The following is a 14,752-nucleotide window of genomic DNA, read 5'->3' as shown; positions in this document are numbered from 1 at the left end:
ACAGCTGCACAGATGAGGTTCATATAATGATTTTCAGAGGGACTGGAGGATGGCTGTAGCGGTGGATGACTTCAGAGTTGCAGGGGTTGACCTTGCAGCAGGAGAAGAGAATGAAACAGGATTTGCCGTAATAGAAGGCCTGAAACTCCACACATCTGGTTTATTCACATTGGATGAGATAACCGATGCTGTCATGGGCGCAGGGGTGGTGGCGGTGGACGCTCCCCTTTCACTACCATGGGGGAGGTGCTGCCTTGAAAGGGACTGTGGATGCAGCAGGTATGGCCACTTCAGACGCTCGGACATGGAGGCCAGGAGGTATGGAGGGGTCCTGCCACTCACATGGAGGGGGATGAAGGAACTCACACTCAGGGGAATTGAACTCAGAAAAAGACTTGAGGGTGAGGTGAAGGTCATAGAAACCCACGCCGGAACCGTGAGGAGGATGCGGAACATCACAGGGGAACTCAGGGAAACATTTAACCCTGGAGAACTTAACAGACACAGGATGGATGCGCTCATAGCCGCAGCAGTGGCCCTCTTTTACATGAGGGGCCGTTATATTGAACTTGGAGACCCTGATGAGGGGACAATAATCCTCCCCGCCCCGGAGGCACGCCTTAAGGATGTAATCTTCAGGGATCAATCCACTGGCACTAAATGAGGTCCTTGTAGAGTTCATTTATCTTATCAAGGACAAGGGGGCTCAGGAACTCCTCAGAGATGAACCTCCTGTACACTGGAAGCCTCTCCTCAAGGACGAAGCCAGCCGACTCGGTAACCCTTCTAAGCTCCTCAATGCCGGGCCAGGGAGCCTCAGGGTTCACATGGTCCCTGCCCACCGGTGAAACACCCCCCCAGTCATCTGCACCTGCAAGGAGGAACACCTCCCCTGTTTCCCTGTTGAGGTTGGGGGGGACCTGGACGCTCACATCAGGGAAGAGGAGACTTGTAACCGCAACCATCCTTACCATGTCAAGGAGTGGGGGCTCCGGATGGTTCTCCATGGGTATGCCCTCCTTTGACCTGAAGTTCTGTATGATTATCTCCTGTATATGCCCGTACCTGTCCTGGATGCGCCTGAGCTCCAGGAGGGAGTCGGCCCTCTCCTCAACGGTCTCACCTATACCCACAAGTATGCCTGTGGTGAAGGGTATCCTGAGACGACCGGCATCCCTGATTGTCCTGAGCCTCAGTTCAGGGTCCTTCCCGGGGCTTTCCCTGTGGGCATCTGTATACATGAGTCTGGGACTTGATGACTCAAGCATGAGGCCCATGGAGGCGTTAACCTCCCTCAGCCTTTTAAGGTCCCTGTAGGACAGGACCCCCATATTTGTATGGGGCAGGAGACCCGTCTCCTCAAGGGTCATCCTGCAGACATGACATGTGTAGTCCACCATGTCATTAAAACCCATCCCTTCAAGCTCCTCCCTGACAGCAGGGAACTGGTGGGCCTCCTCTCCGAAGGCGAAGAGGGCCTCGGTGCATCCGGCTCTGCGGGCACCTTTAAGTTCCTGGATTATAAGTTCAGGGCTCATTAAAGGGGGGTCAGGGGTGTCGGACCTGAAGGTGCAGTAACCGCACCTGTTGCGGCATGCCCTGGTGATGGGTATGAAGATATTCCTTGAGTAGGTCACCCTCCCCGGACTGCAGGCCCTCTTCATGAGGTCGAGGATATGGCAGCCCCCGGCTGAGAGCAGACCCACAAGTTCTTCCTTTGAGAAGACCATGGAGGCACCCTAATTATTCACCTATATCCGAGACCACAACCTCAACGAAGCAGGGCCCCACACCGCTCCTGTCCCTGTAGAGAACAATAAAGAGCCCTGTATCACCGGTGGTGAAGAGACGGTACTCCACGGCGAAATTCATATCCTCAAGGGACTCCTTCAGGCGGTGTATGCCCCCGATATCTGTTTCGGTTCCAACCTCAACACATGAACGTATCTGTTCATCCATTAAACCGATGAGGGCAGCGCCTTCATCTGAGAAAAGATCTATTTCAGTGGCATCAAGGTGTTCCAGGAGCCTGTCCAGTTCCTCACCCATATTATCTGATCCTATTCGTTTCCTGGACATTCCCCTTACGATAAGTATATCGCTGGCATCGAGGGCGGGTCTTGAGCCCTCAAATGCTTCAAGGTAGCCCATGATTTCTCCGGCTGTTCTGTGAAGCTTCATCATGGTATCAACTCCTGTTGTTGAGTTCCTCTATCTCGTAGCGGAGCTCTCCCATGGTGGCGACCTTCTCTGCGAAGGCATTGTGTCTGTGTATGCTCTCCTCATTTATCTGCCTCACGGTTACTATGGTGTCATCCGGCAGATGGGGGTATTCACTGACTATCCTGTGGACCATGTTACGGACACAGTCCTCAACGAACATGGGATTCTCATGGGCATTAACAACAACAGCATTCTCATCCGGTCTTTTGAGGAGTTCATATACCGGTGAGCTCATGGAATCCTCTATGATCCTTATAAGGTTCTCGGCCCTTATGGTCTGATCCTCAGGGACCTCTATCATGATCATTCCACGGCCACGCTGGTTGTGGGATGCGAAGGAGACACAGTCAAGCACCCTCTCAACGGTTTCCTCATCAAGGAACTCCATGAGCTTCTGCCTGGAGGTTTCCTTGACAGATTCCTGTGCACATGGGCATACGGTCATCCCGACGACCTCTGCACCGATCATCTTACGTATCATTATCCCGTCATCATCACGGTACCCGATGGCGTCTGCCATGATCTTGGTCATCTCCTGGCTCTTCCTTCCGGTGACAGGGGATTTCTTCATGAACATGAAGTCGCTCTTCATGCTGACCTCAGCCCGACGGGCGTACCTGTGCTTATTGAGGAGTCTGTTGACGATCTCTGCGCAGAGTGACTCCAGTTCAAGGGCACTGTTTTCAACGACCTCCTCGAGGACATCGCTTATGGCCTCGGGGTTCCTTGACATGTGAATCCCCCTCTGCCTGCTCGGAAGGTCGACGAACGCATCAAATGTTGGTAGAAGGATTATGGGTCTTCTATTATCCCTTTCTATCTTCAGGAGCTTCTTAACACCTGTAACACCCACCCTTGTAAGGTGAACGGGGATGCTAGGTATATTGTCCTGTGTATCTGGAAAACAAACTAAGCCCAAATTTTACACCCCATAATAATAAATGACCGTGGTTAGTCAGTTTTAAGTATAATAGTGGGAACTTGTTTATATACTTGTCCGGAGGGTATTACCATACCCTGGGGGGTTGTTAAATATCAGATCAGGTGCAGTTATCCCATAGAAGAGGATATGGAAAGGGGGGATTTCCAGGATCCGTGGCTGCACCGTACCATGAACCTAGGAGAGCATTTCCAGGATCTCCTCAGGGGTTGAGTCCTTGATGTTTTCCCTTAACCTTGCATCGGCACCGTAGAGTTCCCCGGCCCTCTCTGCAAGGAGTCTTGTGCTCTTATCATCCTCACCAAGGACGATAACCCTTTCAAGGGATTCAAGTTTTCTTTCTATATCATGTTTGAGGTGTTCGATCTTCTTCTCTATACCCTTAAGGGCTCCTTCAGGGATTTTGGGGTTTATTCTGCGCATATCCTCAATTGAAAGGGGGGCGCCTGCAACTATTATGTTCTGTGCTTCAGCACCGCTCTTTACAAGGAGTTTCTTCACTGAGCTGTTGTTGACTATTATAAGTTTACCCCCTGATATCTCCCGTATCCTTTCAGAGGGATCCTCCCTTTCAAGGACACCGAAATCTGCAAGCATATGGTCGATTGCATTCCTTGCAGATAGGAGTTTATGGCAGAAATCAGCAGCATCATCACCCCTGAGCTCATGTGATGGGAGGCTGAGGTATATGTATTCCTCGGCTTCAATCAGCATGTTCATGGCTTCCTGGAACTTTTCAGTGTTTATGGTCCCGTCACCCGGCTCTCCAGGAGTGATTACTCTTTTAATGTTTCTGCATGATTCTTTTATGAGTTTTTCAGCCTGCTTGAACCTAATTTTATCCATATAAGACACCACAGATCAATTTAACTAGAAGCTGAAGAAGGGTGAGAATGTGTCCTGCAGTTCTCTGAATATCTCGTGGACTCCTTGGGGGTCTGGGGAGTATCCTTCAGGTTCCTCACCTTCAAGGGCCCTCAGGAATGATACATTTGATTTTCCAAGGGCCACGGGATCATAGCCACCCTCAAGGACCACGGCGCCAGGCGCTCCTGTCCGGTGAAGGAACCAGCCGATCCATGAGAAGAAAAGTTCATCAACCTCCACAGAGGCTAAAGGATCGCTCCTGTGGGCATCAAAACCCGCGGATACGAATATCATCAGGGGTCTGATTTTCCTGATGACCTCGGGGAGGATTTCACCAAGTATCCAGATGTACTCATCGTTACCTGACCCTGGGGGCACGGGGATGTTAAGGTTGAAGCCCTCGCCCGCACCTTCACCGGTTTCAGCCACGAATCCAGTCCCTGGGAAGAGGGTCCTGGGGTCCTGGTGTATTGAGATGTACATGACCTCCGGGTCATGGTAGAATATGCTTGAGGTCCCGTTTCCATGGTGGACATCGAAGTCAAGGACAAGGAATCCTGAGACTCCATGGTTCTGGCGGCAGTGTTCAATGGCAACTGCCAGGTTGTTGAATATGCAGAACCCCATGGAGCGGTCGTAGCATGCATGATGTCCGGGTGGCCTTGCCACAGAATATGACCACCCGCCATTGAGGGACTCCTCTGCAGCCACCATGGCGCCCCCTGCAGCGAGTCTTGCAACGTTGAAGGTGTCGGGGGTCATGTAGGTGTCGTAGTCAAGCCAGCCACCACCGCTACCAGAGAAGACCTCAAGGTACTCCACGTGTCTGCTGCTGTGGACCATCTGGATCTCATGGATGCCGGCGATCCGCGGCTCCATGAACTCGACTTCCAGGTCGGAGGCCCCTATGGCATCGATTATTGCGCGGGTCCTCCCCCTGTTTTCAACGTGATCCTCCCTGTTGTGGAGGTCATAGGTGGCTGAGTGGATGATCTTCATCAGAGATAATTATCTGCATTGTGGGATAAATAACTAATCGCCTATCATCTTTGAGGAGGTCATATCCTCCTTCACGATGTTGAGGACGGTCTGGGTGTAGGTCCTCTGGACGTCACCCTCACTGAGGAGGCCCTTTATGAAGCTGTCAAGTTCACTGGTGTCCTTGAACTTCCCTATAAGTATGGCATCGAATTCCCCTGTAACATCATAGACTGCAAGGACGTTCTTGTGGTAGGCGGTCCTTGTCTCCCAGTTTCTGAGGGCACCGCCCTTAACCTTAACACCGATTATGGCCGTTAACTTGTAACCGAGCTTTGAATGGTCTATGATAGGTACGAACTTCTTTATAACACCCTTCTGGACGAGCTTTTCAACCCTGTTGTGGACGGTCCCCACCGAAACATCAAGTATCCTTGAGATGTTCCTGTAGGACATCCTTCCATCCTCATTAAGCAGATCTATTATTTTCCTGTCAATATCATCAATTTTGACGACTTCATCATCCATAGGAATCACCACTAAACAATGTATACTTGTATTGTTTGTATTATAAATTTTTTCAAAGGATAGGTCATTTCATGTATTCTGATTTAGAAGAAGATGTTAACTCTTATATGCTTGGTGTCTGTTCCCTTATAAATGTTTAGAAAAAATTAAAAAATTGGGGGTTATTATTCGTAGGCGTATCTGAGTGCAAGGGCCCGGTTCCAGAACAGTACAATGTACGGAGTTATTATGAGGACCACTATGATTGCACCTATAACCGGGATGGCGCTGATAAAGCTTCCAACGAATCCGATGACAGCGGCTATTATCCCGACAACGATGTACCATATGATGTAGTCAACCCATCCGATCTGGGATATGACGTCAAGGATTTCACCGAACCTGAAGGCTGCTCCAAGTTCGCTGTCATTGTAGGCCATGTGGGCAATTGCAATTGTTTCTATAAGACCAAGGATTATTGCAAGTATGACGCCTATTATCACTGTACCGCCAAGGAGGCCTGTGAAGGCTGTGGGATTTGTTATCATTCCGGTGTCCGGTGATACCATTGAAAGGGAACCGAATACACCCGCAATTATTATTATCATTGGCACAATCATGTAGACTATCTGCACAACGAATACCTTGAGTCCATCAACAAACATCTCTCCCCATTCATCGAATTCAGGGAGCTCATCAAAACCTGCTATTGATGCCTTAAGGGCCCTGAACCCGTAACCAGTGGCCAGGAAGATGGGTATTATCAGAAAACTGATCAAAAAGAGAAGGCCAAGTATTATCACCTTCTTCCAGTCACTGGAGGGATACCTTATGGCATCATTCACAATTTCTCCTATATCCAATTTTACACCTCCGCGGAGTCATCCGCAACTAAAAATATATAAATCCCACTATATAAAACTGCTTTATCTTAACTGGACATATGATATTAATCCCTAGGAGGACGGTAACATTTCCAGAAGTGACTTGCAGGTGATGCATACTGATCATGGATGTTTATAAATGTGATGAAGCGGGTGTAATGGATGAATAAGGGCGCACTTATACTTGTAATCATAATTCTTGCAGGCAGCTATTTCTACTTCACCAGCACAGCAGGGGACTTCGAGCCCCTGGGGAGACTGGCCTTTGTTAAGATCGCCAACCCTGACATGTACCCGGGCCACATACATTCAAAGCTCCTTGCAGAGTATGCAAGGGAGGAGGGGTCCCCATGCATACTAGTTGTCCATTACGGCGGAAGCTCAAATTACAGGTGCTACATGGAGGGAGATGTTTACATCCTTGAACTGGCCTACGTTGAGAAGAATCAGTACACGCCTGGTATAAACTGGACTGAGGTCTGGCAGGAGGGGATATACGGTGTTCCAGATGACAAATGGACCTACCGCTCAGATGGCAGGGAGTTCAGGACCCTTGACGAGGCCCTTCAATATATAAAGGAGAGGGCTGCCGAGCATGGCCAGACAGACCCCATACCCATGGTATACCATGGCACCGTGAGGCAGGGCGATGTTATTGTAAACCAGGGCTGCGGTTTCCCACTTTACTATAAGATTGCCAGGGAGGAGTACGGGCCCATCGCCGCCTACTTCTACGTTATAAAGGGGATAATCTTCCCCTACCTCAAGAACCCCTACAGGAACTTTGAACTTAAAAATGCCAGGGCACTCCAGTACTACTACAACCACAACATGCTCAACTATGAGTAGACACTTAAATATTAGATTAGGGAGCCCTTTATGGCATCCTTCACAGCCCCCAGATCAGCATCCGTCTTTATACCGGTGGGTTTGAAGTGGGTCCTTGAAACCCTGAAACCGTCACCCCTAAGGTGGTCCATCACTGAGTCGATGGGGGGCGCGCTGACACCCATACTGCTGCAGAGTTCATGGACATCATAGAATCCAGGGGGCATCCCCGCCTCCCTGATACATGTCTGCAGCAACCTGAGGACCTTCTCTTTCTGATTCAGCTTCTTATTCTCAGCCTCCTCTATCATGGAACCTATGAAGCCGGCGTCCTGGATATCACCAACCCACAGGGGCCCTGCAACATCAAGTTCCCGGCCACAGGATGGGCACTTCATGTTAATGGGGGTGAAGCCATTAACGTGTCCATGGAAGAGGCAGCTGAAACAGTGCAGGATGAAACCGATGTTTTTAAGCGACTCATCAGCCCTCCTGGCACCCCTACGCACCATGACGTACAGGCGCATGTAGTGCCTGGTGCTGTGTGAAAGGAGGAACTCCGAACCCTTCCGGTACCTTGCAAGGTTCATGGCAGTAAACCCTGCAAGTATACGCACACCTATCTCATGACAGTACTCTGTCTTAAGGGGCCTTGAAGAGTACTTCCTGAGGCAGGGCTTAACATAGGTCCCGCAGAGGCCTGATGTGTCTGTTGCGGTAACACCTATCATTGAACGGTTCCTTATGGCTGCTGCCGCAGAGTCCATGAAGGGTGCGGGGGTCCCGAAGGGATCAACATCAATAAAATCAAAGACCCCCTGGTTACTCCTTAAAAATACGCCGGCATCCTCCCGGCTCACAAGGGGTGACACGGAGTTCATCCTGGAGTTCCTCTCTATACATTCAACTGCAAGGGGGTTTATGTCATTGGCCCAAGCCTCTGCAACACCGTCAACCTCCTTCAGGTACCTTATGGCCCTTATACCGCTCCCTGCAAAGGTGTCTGCAACCTTTATCTCCCTGTCCACCATCCTCTGGAATACCTGCAGTGCAAGGACAGAAACGTCCCGGTTAAATTCCATGTCAGGGTTATAGAATACCGGGGCCTTCGATGAAACCCTGCTGAAATCAGGGACCTGTATTTTCACTGAACCCTCATTTACCGTTATCATACCTACCACTTTTCCCTGGAAAATATTTATTAGTCACCTGCACTTAATGATGTATGCTCATAACTCTAAGTAAATGTGGTATTATGTATCGGTTCCTGGACAGCGTCCACAGGGGGAGGAATGAGCTCTGGAGGTATGCCTTCACGGTGTTCCTGAGCTTCATAGTATCAAACCTGGGGGCGGGCTTTATAGCCGCAATCTTCATAGCAGCAGCTGTCATCTTAAGCAGGGGAGTCCTGAGTCCCGAGATAATTTCAGGGGGATTTTCAGGGCCCATCCTCCTGCTCCTTGTTGCCGTTAGTTTTTCGGCTTCGCTCTTTTTCCTCTACGTTGGTGTGAGGTTTATCCATAAACGTGAATTCATATCTGCGGTGAATGCAAGGGGCTACCTTGACTGGAGGAGGATCCTCAGGGGCGCCCTGGTATGGCTTCTTATTGTTGGTGTCGTTGATGCTGTTTCAATGATCCTTGACCCTTCAGGTTTCAGGTTCAGCTTCAACCCATCATCCTTCGGGTGGCTCCTCCTCCTTGCACTCATAGCCTTCCCGGTCCAAGCGTCCTTTGAGGAGATATTCTTCAGGGGTTACCTAATGCAGGGGATGTGGTCCGTCATAAGAAAACCTGTCCCCCTCATAATCCTTAATTCAGCCATATTCGCTGTTATGCACTGGTGGAACGGGACAAGCATCACCATGAGCCTGTCAATCGTCATAAGCACCTTCATAATAGGCGTTGCACTTGCGGTAACAGCCCTTGCAGATGATGGACTGGAACTTGCCATGGGGGTGCATATTGCAAACAACCTCTATGTGAGCGTGATACACAGCTCACCAGACAGCGGCTTCGGGGACCTTCCATCCATCATAATAAGCCCAACCGACCCCTACTCATCACCGGTCTTCCTTATAATCGCTTCACTGGTCATGATCCTCATACTATTCAGGGGGAGATATGATGATGTGTTGAGGATCTTCAGGGACCATTACTGAGGTTAATTATATTGTTGTTGACCTGGGTGTTCTTATATCATTTTCAGGGGGGTGTGTCATGGGGGATCCGTAACTTCAAGCACAGCCTCTGTGACATCAACCATAACCCTGCAGTGGTACCACACCAGTTTCAGGCACATCCTCTTCATGACATCCACCCAACCAGGATAATGGTGATGGTTTTTTTAAGGATAAAATTGAAACTGTAACTGTGAAGTTCATTTTCAGGTGTTCATATGATACCGGTCGCTACTCCAGTAATCGATGAAGAGGAAATAGAGGAAGTTGTAAAGGTGCTCAGATCAGGTTTCATCGCCCAGGGACCAAGGGTGGCTGAATTTGAGGAGAAATTCGCATCATACACGGGTACAGAGTATGCTGTTGCAACCAGTTCAGGTACAACAGCCCTCCACCTGGCCCTCCTTGCAGCGGGTGTGGGGAAGGGGGATGAGGTTATAACAACACCCTTCAGCTTCGCGGCAACAGCAAACGCAGCACTCTACGTGGGTGCGGAGCCGGTCTTTGCAGACATAGACCCCCTCACCTACAACATTGACCCTGAGGGGATAGAGGAACTGATAACCCCAAGGACCAGGGCCATAATCCCGGTCCACCTCTATGGCCAGCCCGCTGACATGGACCCCATCATGGATATAGCCTCAGAACATGACCTCATGGTCATTGAGGACGCTGCACAGGCCCATGGTGCCGAGTACCGTGGGAGGAAGGTGGGTTCAATGGGTGATGCGGCCTGCTTCAGCTTCTACCCCACCAAGAACATCACAACAGGCGAGGGAGGTATTATAACTACAGATAACGAGGAAATTGCAGAGATGGCCTCTGTTTTAAGGGCTCATGGTGAAACAGAACGATACAGACACACCTACCTGGGCTACAACTTCAGGATGACTGATATAGCCGCTGCAATAGGGATAGCGCAGCTTGCAAAGCTTGATGAGTTCAACAGGAGGAGGGCTGAGAACGCAGCATACCTTACAGAGAACCTCAGGGATATTGATGGTCTTGAAACACCCTTCGTTGCAGATGGTGTAGGGCACGTCTTCCACCAGTACACCCTGAGGGTCCCGGATGTGAGGGATGAACTCATGGAGTTCCTCAATGGGGAAGGTGTTGGCACCGGCATACATTACCCGATGCCCATATACATGCAGGAACTCTACAGGAGGCTGGGCTTCAAGGCAGAGTGTCCAGTGAGTGAAAGGGCAGCATCCGAGGTTCTCTCAATCCCTGTGCATCCAGCCCTCACATCAGATGACCTTGAAATGATTACAGGCACCATCAGGGCATTCTTTGAGCGGTAAACATATCGTGACACTCATTTCATCGGAAATCAAAAGTAACAGGGGGCAGGTTGTGTAAGGCTCAGGTATTCTCCTGCTTTAAGCAGAGAATTCTGAGGCAGGCTAATTTTTTTTAAAGGAGTCAAAATTTGAGGTTCATTTTAGTATTGACGGTTAAATTTTCCTTTTAACGGACTCCACCTTGTCCTTAAGGCCCCTATCAGCATCCCTCCGGTCATCTATCCTGATGGTTGTGTAGACCCTCTCTGAGCCGGCTTCAAGGACAGCCTCATGGGCAGCCTTCACAGCCTCAAGGAGCTCATCCAGGTCTTCAGCTTCAACCAGGGTGCCCATACCTGAGATCTCATACTTGACATCAAGGTCCTCAAGGGCACCCACCGCCGCAGCCACGTAGCTGCTGAGGGAGGTGCTACCTGTACCCAGGGGTATTATGGTGATTTCAGCCGTTATCATGGTTAACTATATGGGGCCGCCTTCATATATAGGGTTCCATGGACCATGAAGAATTCAACAGGAGACTCACAGCCCGCATCGGGGACCTGATAGAGTCCTTCAGACTGATAGATGAGGGTGAACATATAGCAGTGGCCCTTTCAGGTGGAAAGGACAGTGTGCTCACACTCCATGTCCTTGCAGATCTTCGTGAAGAACTTGAATTTGAATTAACAGCAATAACGGTCGATGAGGGTATCTCAGGTTACAGGGAGCACGGCCTTGAGGCTGCAAGGGAGAACGCCAGGCTTAAAAAGGTTGAACTCATAGAGAAATCCTTCATGGACGAATTCGGCTTCGGGCTTGATGATGTGGCCGATGGATTCAGGAGCCCCTGCATACCCTGCGGGGTCTTCAGGAGGTGGATACTTAACAGGACAGCCCATGAACTCGGTGCTTCAAGGATAGCCACCGGCCACAACATGGATGATGAGATACAGTCCTTTACCATGAGCCTTGTAAGGGGGGATGTGCGTAAATTTTCAAAGTTCGGCCCATCACTCCAGCGGATACACCCGGCCATGGTCCCCCGCATAAAGCCTCTCTGGAACACCCCCGAGAGGGAGGTGGGGATCTGGGCTGTCATGAATCAGGTGCCCGTGCACCTGGAGGAGTGCCCCTACTCCCACCTGTCAATGAGGTCCGGGATAAAGGGCTTCCTTAACAGGATGGAGTCAGATAACCCAGGGATCAAGAAAAGGATAATGGAATCCTTCAGGAGAACCTTCAGGCAGGTGGAGGAACATGGAAGAATCAGGGAGTGCATCAGGTGCGGTGAACCATCATCGGCTGATCTATGCAAGGCCTGCGAGTTACTTGAGGATTTAGGCTAGATTCTGTGGTCGGATGCGACCTAAAATGGTGCGACACAGCGAGGAGTTAGGTAGATGGGTTCTGTGCCGTGCTGGAGTATCTGTGGATCAGGTCTTAAGGCGGCCTGATTGATTCACCTGATGATCCCTGTTATTGAGCCAATACCCTTACTCCGCCCCTCACGGAAGATTATCTTCTGACCCTCCCTCACATGGTAGGGGCGGTACTTGAACCTCATCCTCACCCTCCCCCTGTCCCCTGCAGACATGAATTCAGAGTCAAGGGGTTCAAGGACGGTTGTTTCTGCTATGGTCTCAATGTGGGTCACGCTCTCATATCCCGCCTTTATTGTTGTCGGGTGTACGAGTATGGCAACCTCAGCCTCAAATTCCCTGACGGCTTCAGGCTCATATGAGGGGTCAGCAAGTATCATCCCCCTCTCTATTTCATCGGAGGACGCGCCAGATATGGATATCCCCACTATATGCCCTGGCTCAGCACACCCGATCTGGTAGTGGTGCATCTCGATGGATTTAACCCCGACCTCCCTGAATTCACCCGTCCTGAAGGGTCCCAGGAGCAGCTTGTCCCCCTTGCTGACACGGCCCTGCTGGATGGTGCCGCTGACAACGGTTCCAACACCCCTTATGGTGTACACCTTATCAATGTACATGAGGAAGGGCTTCTCCTCATGTTCAAGGTCCCTGTGAACCCTGAGGTTCATGAAGAGCTCATCCAGGAGTTCAAGGCCCTCACCGGTGACAGATGACACACTGATTACGGGTACTATGTGCCTGTTCATCTTGCCTGCTATTTCCTGGGCACCAGCCCTGTCATCCACCCTGAAGGGGATCCTGCCAACGAGCTTAAGGAGTTCGGATACCTTCCCGAGGACCTCATGGATCCTTTCCTCCGATGCCGTGTCGGTCTTTGTGATGGCGACGATGACAGGAAGCTCCATTGCAATCATGATCCCCAGGTGCTCCCTTGTGATGTGGGTGGGCCCGTCATCTGCAGCCACCGTGAGGAGGCCATAGTCCAGGTTCTGCCCCACTATACCCCTTATTGTTGTGCGGAGCCATGGTTCATGTCCAACGGTATCAACGAAGGATATGACCCTGTCCGCGTCACTCATGAGGCGTGACTTCTCCCGCCGGTCAAGGGGGTTGGTCATCCTTATGGCCTCACCACCCCTGAATCCATAGATGGCGAAGGAGAGGTCTGCTGACAGTCCCCGTTCTATCTCATGCTTCTGGACATCAAGGAATATCCTTGTTTTACCGCTGCCGTCATCAAGGGAACCCGTTGTGAGGGTCCCGAGGAGGGTGCTCTTACCATGGTCCACGTGGCCAGCGACGCCTATGAGGAGGTGCTCCCTGCTGAAGTCGTGCTTCCTTGAAATTATAACCTCCGCCACCCTCCCGTGGGTGCCCTCATGGATTATGACGTCCTCCACGGCGGCATCTATCTCATGGCTGAGGGTCCTGAGCACGTCAATGGATTCCCTCAGCTCATCATCGGGGAGCCCCACCGGTTCCCCGCTGTCCTCAACACCTATAAGGTAGATGGCCTTCCCGTCACCCCTCTCCATACGGTACTTCATCTGGGATATAAGACCATTCCTACGGTCGGTTTTCAGGTGGTAACTGGTTGAGAGGGACTTTTTAAATTCAATGTTTCTTCTCTCACCCTTTGATGTGAATGACTGTATATCCTCTATCATCTCTGCGTCTGTTCTCCTCTCGCTGGATTTATAAATCCGCATGAACCGTACTTTTCTTCCTGGAGTTTCCTTACAAGTTCTGATGCTTCCTGGAAGGTTTCCGCCCTTCCAAATATCCTCCGGGTTTTAACCTTGACGGTCCTTCCGCAGACACATTTACGTGTCATGTTACCCTCCTTTGAGTAGAGGGCCCTTCCACAGTCGCACCGGAAGATCAGGTACATAATCTCACCATGTGACTATTAAATGCCAGCTCCATATACACTGTATATTGAACCTTAAATATTATATACTGCCTCAGGGTATCTTCAGGAGTTCATGGATCGGGGGTATTCTTTCAGGGTTTTTAAGGTATTCACATATGCCCCTGCGGTGGCCTGCCCCAACAACCGCCACGACAGAGTCCTCCTCGATTTCAAGGAGACGGCGGGCCATGTAGGCGTCCCTCTCCTCAACAAGAACATGGTATGCTGAGGGTGAAATATCCCTGAACTGGGCCATGACATCCCTCAGGGTTTCTTCACCCTTGAGGCTCTCAATATCATCGATTCCCTCACTGTCCCAGAAGGACCTTATAACTCCAAGGAAGAACTTCATCTTCTCCAGGGCACCCATGGATTTCAGGGCCCTCTGCATTGTCACGCCGATATCACGGTCAATGAGGACGACCCTTGCCCCGACTTCCTGGGCGGCCTCGATGGCTGCAAGCATTTCCGCCCCGGGTTTAACACCGAGGTCATCACCCACCTTCCTCTGGAAGTATGTCAGGAACCAGGCAGCCAGGAGCACGCCGATGTTTCCATGTCTTAGGGCATCCCTCAGTGAGAACTCATCCCTTTCAACCCCGAGCTTTTCATCCAGCAGTCTGCGGTATCTGCCAGGGTCCAGTTCAACCGCAACAACATCAGGTTCTACCTCGGCTATGGTCCTTCTGACCTCCTCTATACTTTCACTTGATACATGTGCTGTCCCTATGATTCTGAGCTGATCAATCTTCATCTTCGACCCACTGAC

Annotated in this window: 17 protein-coding genes; 5 read left to right on the top strand and 12 right to left on the bottom strand. The window is 50.6% G+C overall.

What is annotated here, in order from left to right; genetic code table 11:
- Positions 1-49: 49 nt before the first annotated feature.
- Positions 50-664, top strand: coding sequence for a DUF429 domain-containing protein (locus FZP57_RS07690; protein ID WP_074359464.1), 615 nt, complete (start codon positions 50-52; stop codon positions 662-664).
- Here FZP57_RS07690 and cofG read toward each other — a convergent pair.
- From cofG to FZP57_RS07655, 7 genes are all read right to left on the bottom strand, one after another.
- A complete protein-coding gene (gene cofG, locus FZP57_RS07685) occupies positions 657-1,730 on the bottom strand; it encodes a 7,8-didemethyl-8-hydroxy-5-deazariboflavin synthase CofG (RefSeq protein ID WP_191216178.1) in 1,074 nt (357 codons plus the stop codon). The genes FZP57_RS07690 and cofG overlap by 8 nt on opposite strands.
- 13 nt (positions 1,731-1,743) lie before the next feature.
- Positions 1,744-2,184 carry a DUF2120 domain-containing protein gene (locus FZP57_RS07680; RefSeq protein ID WP_191216177.1) on the bottom strand — a complete coding sequence of 147 codons (441 nt, stop codon included), beginning with the start codon at positions 2,182-2,184 and terminating at the stop codon, positions 1,744-1,746.
- Positions 2,185-2,188: 4 nt separating this feature from the next.
- Positions 2,189-3,142: a GTP cyclohydrolase MptA gene (mptA, locus tag FZP57_RS07675; RefSeq protein ID WP_074359462.1), complete on the bottom strand. Its 954-nt coding sequence runs from the start codon at positions 3,140-3,142 to the stop codon at positions 2,189-2,191.
- A 198-nt stretch (positions 3,143-3,340) separates the two neighbouring features.
- The gene (locus FZP57_RS07670; RefSeq protein ID WP_074359461.1) at positions 3,341-4,009 is read right to left on the bottom strand and encodes a DUF2100 domain-containing protein; all 669 of its coding nucleotides are present in this window, start codon (positions 4,007-4,009) and stop codon (positions 3,341-3,343) included.
- A 24-nt stretch (positions 4,010-4,033) separates the two neighbouring features.
- Positions 4,034-5,029: a histone deacetylase family protein gene (locus FZP57_RS07665; protein ID WP_074359460.1), complete on the bottom strand. Its 996-nt coding sequence runs from the start codon at positions 5,027-5,029 to the stop codon at positions 4,034-4,036.
- A gap of 33 nt (positions 5,030-5,062) precedes the next feature.
- On the bottom strand, positions 5,063-5,536 hold the full coding sequence (locus FZP57_RS07660; RefSeq protein ID WP_370518319.1) for an Lrp/AsnC family transcriptional regulator: 474 nt from the start codon (positions 5,534-5,536) through the stop codon (positions 5,063-5,065).
- Positions 5,537-5,700: 164 nt separating this feature from the next.
- A complete protein-coding gene (locus FZP57_RS07655) occupies positions 5,701-6,378 on the bottom strand; it encodes a DUF4013 domain-containing protein (protein WP_191216175.1) in 678 nt (225 codons plus the stop codon).
- A 183-nt stretch (positions 6,379-6,561) separates the two neighbouring features.
- On the opposite strand from FZP57_RS07655, the gene FZP57_RS07650 reads away from it, so the two are divergent.
- Positions 6,562-7,248 carry a hypothetical protein gene (locus FZP57_RS07650; RefSeq protein ID WP_074359458.1) on the top strand — a complete coding sequence of 229 codons (687 nt, stop codon included), beginning with the start codon at positions 6,562-6,564 and terminating at the stop codon, positions 7,246-7,248.
- 11 nt (positions 7,249-7,259) lie between these two features.
- On the opposite strand, the gene FZP57_RS07645 is transcribed toward FZP57_RS07650, so the two are convergent.
- On the bottom strand, positions 7,260-8,399 hold the full coding sequence (locus FZP57_RS07645; RefSeq protein WP_191216174.1) for a tRNA (guanine(10)-N(2))-dimethyltransferase: 1,140 nt from the start codon (positions 8,397-8,399) through the stop codon (positions 7,260-7,262).
- 83 nt (positions 8,400-8,482) lie between these two features.
- Here FZP57_RS07645 and FZP57_RS07640 point away from each other — a divergent pair, with 83 nt between their 5' ends.
- Complete coding sequence (locus tag FZP57_RS07640) at positions 8,483-9,388, top strand: CPBP family intramembrane glutamic endopeptidase (protein WP_191216173.1); 906 nt, start codon at positions 8,483-8,485, stop codon at positions 9,386-9,388.
- 236 nt (positions 9,389-9,624) lie between these two features.
- On the top strand, positions 9,625-10,710 hold the full coding sequence (locus FZP57_RS07635; protein ID WP_191216172.1) for a DegT/DnrJ/EryC1/StrS aminotransferase family protein: 1,086 nt from the start codon (positions 9,625-9,627) through the stop codon (positions 10,708-10,710).
- Between the two features lie 153 nt (positions 10,711-10,863).
- Here the strand turns inward: FZP57_RS07635 and FZP57_RS07630 are convergent, their stop codons facing one another.
- Positions 10,864-11,163 carry an MTH1187 family thiamine-binding protein gene (locus FZP57_RS07630; protein WP_074359454.1) on the bottom strand — a complete coding sequence of 100 codons (300 nt, stop codon included), beginning with the start codon at positions 11,161-11,163 and terminating at the stop codon, positions 10,864-10,866.
- Between the two features lie 38 nt (positions 11,164-11,201).
- Here FZP57_RS07630 and FZP57_RS07625 point away from each other — a divergent pair, with 38 nt between their 5' ends.
- Positions 11,202-12,035 (top strand): TIGR00269 family protein, encoded by an 834-nt coding sequence (locus tag FZP57_RS07625; RefSeq protein ID WP_191216171.1) that lies wholly within the window; start codon positions 11,202-11,204, stop codon positions 12,033-12,035.
- Between the two features lie 113 nt (positions 12,036-12,148).
- Here FZP57_RS07625 and FZP57_RS07620 read toward each other — a convergent pair whose 3' ends face one another.
- From FZP57_RS07620 to FZP57_RS07610, 3 genes are all read right to left on the bottom strand, one after another.
- Complete coding sequence (locus FZP57_RS07620; RefSeq protein WP_074359452.1) at positions 12,149-13,738, bottom strand: GTPBP1 family GTP-binding protein; 1,590 nt, start codon at positions 13,736-13,738, stop codon at positions 12,149-12,151.
- The gene (locus tag FZP57_RS07615) at positions 13,735-13,962 is read right to left on the bottom strand and encodes a DUF1922 domain-containing protein (protein WP_074359451.1); all 228 of its coding nucleotides are present in this window, start codon (positions 13,960-13,962) and stop codon (positions 13,735-13,737) included. Before FZP57_RS07615 ends, FZP57_RS07620 begins: the two co-directional genes overlap by 4 nt.
- 73 nt (positions 13,963-14,035) lie before the next feature.
- Positions 14,036-14,737: a TraB/GumN family protein gene (locus FZP57_RS07610; protein WP_074359820.1), complete on the bottom strand. Its 702-nt coding sequence runs from the start codon at positions 14,735-14,737 to the stop codon at positions 14,036-14,038.
- Between the last annotated feature and the right edge of the window lie 15 nt (positions 14,738-14,752).

It is taken from the genome of Methanothermobacter sp. THM-1, from assembly GCF_009914355.1.
GTDB classification, from domain to species: domain Archaea; phylum Methanobacteriota; class Methanobacteria; order Methanobacteriales; family Methanothermobacteraceae; genus Methanothermobacter; species Methanothermobacter wolfei.
This window is presented reverse-complemented; position numbering and strand designations above follow the sequence as displayed.

What these genes read in the sequence shown, in the direction of transcription:
- FZP57_RS07615 (WP_074359451.1), bottom strand. Translation starts at nt 13,962, where the DNA reads ATGTACCTGATCTTCCGGTGCGACTGTGGAAGGGCCCTCTACTCAAAG.
- FZP57_RS07630 (WP_074359454.1), bottom strand. Translation starts at nt 11,163, where the DNA reads ATGATAACGGCTGAAATCACCATAATACCCCTGGGTACAGGTAGCACC.
- FZP57_RS07635 (WP_191216172.1), top strand. Translation starts at nt 9,625, where the DNA reads ATGATACCGGTCGCTACTCCAGTAATCGATGAAGAGGAAATAGAGGAA.
- FZP57_RS07620 (WP_074359452.1), bottom strand. Translation starts at nt 13,738, where the DNA reads ATGATAGAGGATATACAGTCATTCACATCAAAGGGTGAGAGAAGAAAC.
- FZP57_RS07610 (WP_074359820.1), bottom strand. Translation starts at nt 14,737, where the DNA reads ATGAAGATTGATCAGCTCAGAATCATAGGGACAGCACATGTATCAAGT.
- FZP57_RS07645 (WP_191216174.1), bottom strand. Translation starts at nt 8,399, where the DNA reads ATGATAACGGTAAATGAGGGTTCAGTGAAAATACAGGTCCCTGATTTC.
- FZP57_RS07660 (WP_370518319.1), bottom strand. Translation starts at nt 5,536, where the DNA reads ATGGATGATGAAGTCGTCAAAATTGATGATATTGACAGGAAAATAATA.
- FZP57_RS07650 (WP_074359458.1), top strand. Translation starts at nt 6,562, where the DNA reads ATGAATAAGGGCGCACTTATACTTGTAATCATAATTCTTGCAGGCAGC.
- FZP57_RS07640 (WP_191216173.1), top strand. Translation starts at nt 8,483, where the DNA reads ATGTATCGGTTCCTGGACAGCGTCCACAGGGGGAGGAATGAGCTCTGG.
- FZP57_RS07665 (WP_074359460.1), bottom strand. Translation starts at nt 5,029, where the DNA reads ATGAAGATCATCCACTCAGCCACCTATGACCTCCACAACAGGGAGGAT.
- FZP57_RS07690 (WP_074359464.1), top strand. Translation starts at nt 50, where the DNA reads ATGGCTGTAGCGGTGGATGACTTCAGAGTTGCAGGGGTTGACCTTGCA.
- FZP57_RS07625 (WP_191216171.1), top strand. Translation starts at nt 11,202, where the DNA reads ATGGACCATGAAGAATTCAACAGGAGACTCACAGCCCGCATCGGGGAC.
- FZP57_RS07670 (WP_074359461.1), bottom strand. Translation starts at nt 4,009, where the DNA reads ATGGATAAAATTAGGTTCAAGCAGGCTGAAAAACTCATAAAAGAATCA.
- cofG (WP_191216178.1), bottom strand. Translation starts at nt 1,730, where the DNA reads ATGGTCTTCTCAAAGGAAGAACTTGTGGGTCTGCTCTCAGCCGGGGGC.
- FZP57_RS07680 (WP_191216177.1), bottom strand. Translation starts at nt 2,184, where the DNA reads ATGATGAAGCTTCACAGAACAGCCGGAGAAATCATGGGCTACCTTGAA.